General features: G+C 38.2%; 4 protein-coding genes. All 4 read left to right on the top strand.

What is annotated here, in order from left to right; genetic code table 11:
- The coding region (locus tag AC1DRF_RS24325) for an acetate uptake transporter family protein (RefSeq protein ID WP_477741902.1) at nt 1-387 on the top strand (387 nt) is incomplete at its 5' end.
- Nucleotides 388-530: 143 nt separating this feature from the next.
- Nucleotides 531-1031 (top strand): GNAT family N-acetyltransferase, encoded by a 501-nt coding sequence (locus tag AC1DRF_RS24320; protein ID WP_427075790.1) that lies wholly within the window; start codon nt 531-533, stop codon nt 1029-1031.
- Nucleotides 1032-1529: 498 nt separating this feature from the next.
- Nucleotides 1530-1733 (top strand): helix-turn-helix transcriptional regulator, encoded by a 204-nt coding sequence (locus tag AC1DRF_RS24315; RefSeq protein ID WP_097822958.1) that lies wholly within the window; start codon nt 1530-1532, stop codon nt 1731-1733.
- Between the two features lie 159 nt (nt 1734-1892).
- Nucleotides 1893-2057, top strand: coding sequence for a hypothetical protein (locus AC1DRF_RS24310; RefSeq protein ID WP_427075792.1), 165 nt, complete (start codon nt 1893-1895; stop codon nt 2055-2057).
- Nucleotides 2058-2177 lie beyond the last annotated feature (120 nt).

Here is a 2177-nt window from a genome sequence, read left to right as displayed (position 1 = left end):
GCCTTCGGATTATTTTGGCTAGGTGTAGCTATGACATGGCTTATTCAGCTTGGAGCATTTGGGGAAGCGCTCGCAAAAGAAGCGGATCCGAAGCAGCTCGCATTTGCTTTTGTCGGCTACTTGATTTTCAGCGTTTTTATGACAGTTGGAGCAATGGGCACTCATAAAGTATTATTTATTATTTTTGTGTTAATTGATTTCTTATTCATTGGATTATCGCTAAGTACATTTGGTGTGGCATATGAATACACTCACTTACTAGCAGCAGTGTCAGAGCTATTAATTGCTCTGTTTTCATTCTATGGATCTGCAGCGGCTGTATTAAATACTCACTACGGTCGAGTTGTGCTTCCGGTGGGCAAGCCGTTTGGTGCATTTATCAAATAATCAAGACGTTAATTAAAAAGCGAAGTAGGGTTGAATTCTGTGTGATGCAGAGGTCAATCCTTTTTTGTTTGGGCATTTTTATATATAGTAGAAAGAGATAGTTATATGTAATAGAAGCTTTTAGAGAAAAAAGAAAATACATAATGAAAGGAAACGTTCCAATGATTATAAGACAAGTGGAGGAAAAAGATTTAAACCAATTAATTACGTTAGAAAACAAAGGCTTTACAACTGAAGAAGCTGCCTCAAAAGATGCATTTATCACGCGGATTAACACCATTCCTGATACGTTTATCATCGCTCAAGAAAATGAAGAAATAATCGGATATGTGAACGGTCCCGTCATTTCAGCTCCGTTTATTACGGATGATTTGTTTGAAAAAACGATTTCGAACCCTGAGGCAGGCGGTCATCAAAGCATTTTAGGTATCGTTGTAAATCCCAAGCATCATCACAAAGGAATTGCCAGTATGCTGCTAAGAGAGTTTGAAAAGCAAGCGCAGGACAAACAGCGCTTAACGGTTACTTTAACATGTAAAGAAGAATTGATTCCGTTTTACGAAAAAAACGGATATGTGAATCAAGGCGTTGCCGAGTCTCAGCATGCAGGCGTGCAGTGGTTTAATATGAGCAAGGAGCTTTAACAAACAATGAAATAGAAAAGCACAAGCTTCCTTTAAGGAGYTTGTGCTTTTTTATATTAATTTCTGTGTAGTTATTGTAAATATGTAAAAGTAAAGGTGGTATTTACATGAATAAGTACGGCTTTTTTTATTGAGAGGGTGCACAGGTGTTTAATCTATTTCGTTGCTTCTAGCKGKTGATTGGAGGGCAAGGCGAAGACTCCTGCGGGAAAAGCGGCACAGGTGAGACCCCGCAGGAGCGAAAGCGACGAGGAGGCTCAGCGCCCGCCCGCGGAAAGCGAGACCTTGCACGGAAATCAACAGCGGTGTAACAAGCGATTTATACTCAATCATTTCTCTCATTTTTTCGTCTTTAGATTGGATCAATCTCGTTATGTTTCAATCTCTTTTTTAAGTAGGTAAGAGACATTGATTTGTCAAACATATTTGACAGTAACAAGAAAAATAATATAAGATATGGATGTAAAAAGTTTTTTACATTTTAGAGATGAGTGATGAATGGTGGAAAATCGAATTAAAGAACTGCGTAAAAGCAAGCGAATGTCTCAGGATGAACTGGCAAAAGTATGCGGCGTATCGAGACAAACAATTAATGCAATTGAAAACAATAAGTATGATCCAAGCTTAACGCTAGCTTTTCAGCTGGCTGAGGAGTTGGGAGCAACAGTAGATGAGCTGTTTTTATTTCATAAATCAGGATGAGTTAGTTAAAAAGAGAAGGTAATGTGAAGTAGCGATGTTACTAGTAGAAGTTTTGACATTTCTGTACTATAAGCTAAAAGCACATAAGTAAACAGTAGATCAATATTACTTCTATCACTTTATAAAAAAGAGATTTACAGAGCAACGGTGGTGAAATGAATGAAAAATCGAGCTGCCGGAGTAGCTCTTACAAGTACGGGCATGTTACTGTTGATGGTAACGTTAGTACTTCCTGTTCCGGGAGTAACGTATAGTTTACTTGTAGGAAGCAGCGTTGTACTAAAGGGCTGCGGAACAGGAGGAATAAAAAGGTGTATCACGTGAATGCAGCGTGATGTAGAAAAGGAGGTTCCTTTTGAAAAAAAGAACGATTATTATAGCTGCACTTTTATTTATCGTCGTATTTTATTTTACATATACCGGGAAAGCCTATCAGTTAAAAGA

Source organism: Priestia sp. P5_B4, from assembly GCF_056400385.1.
Note: the sequence above shows the minus strand (reverse complement) of the source record. Positions and strands in the feature narration are given on the sequence as shown.

Bases quoted from the DNA above. Each gene is read 5' to 3' on its own strand.
- AC1DRF_RS24320 (WP_427075790.1), top strand. From the start codon at position 531: ATGAAAGGAAACGTTCCAATGATTATAAGACAAGTGGAGGAAAAAGAT.
- AC1DRF_RS24315 (WP_097822958.1), top strand. From the start codon at position 1,530: ATGGTGGAAAATCGAATTAAAGAACTGCGTAAAAGCAAGCGAATGTCT.
- AC1DRF_RS24310 (WP_427075792.1), top strand. From the start codon at position 1,893: ATGAAAAATCGAGCTGCCGGAGTAGCTCTTACAAGTACGGGCATGTTA.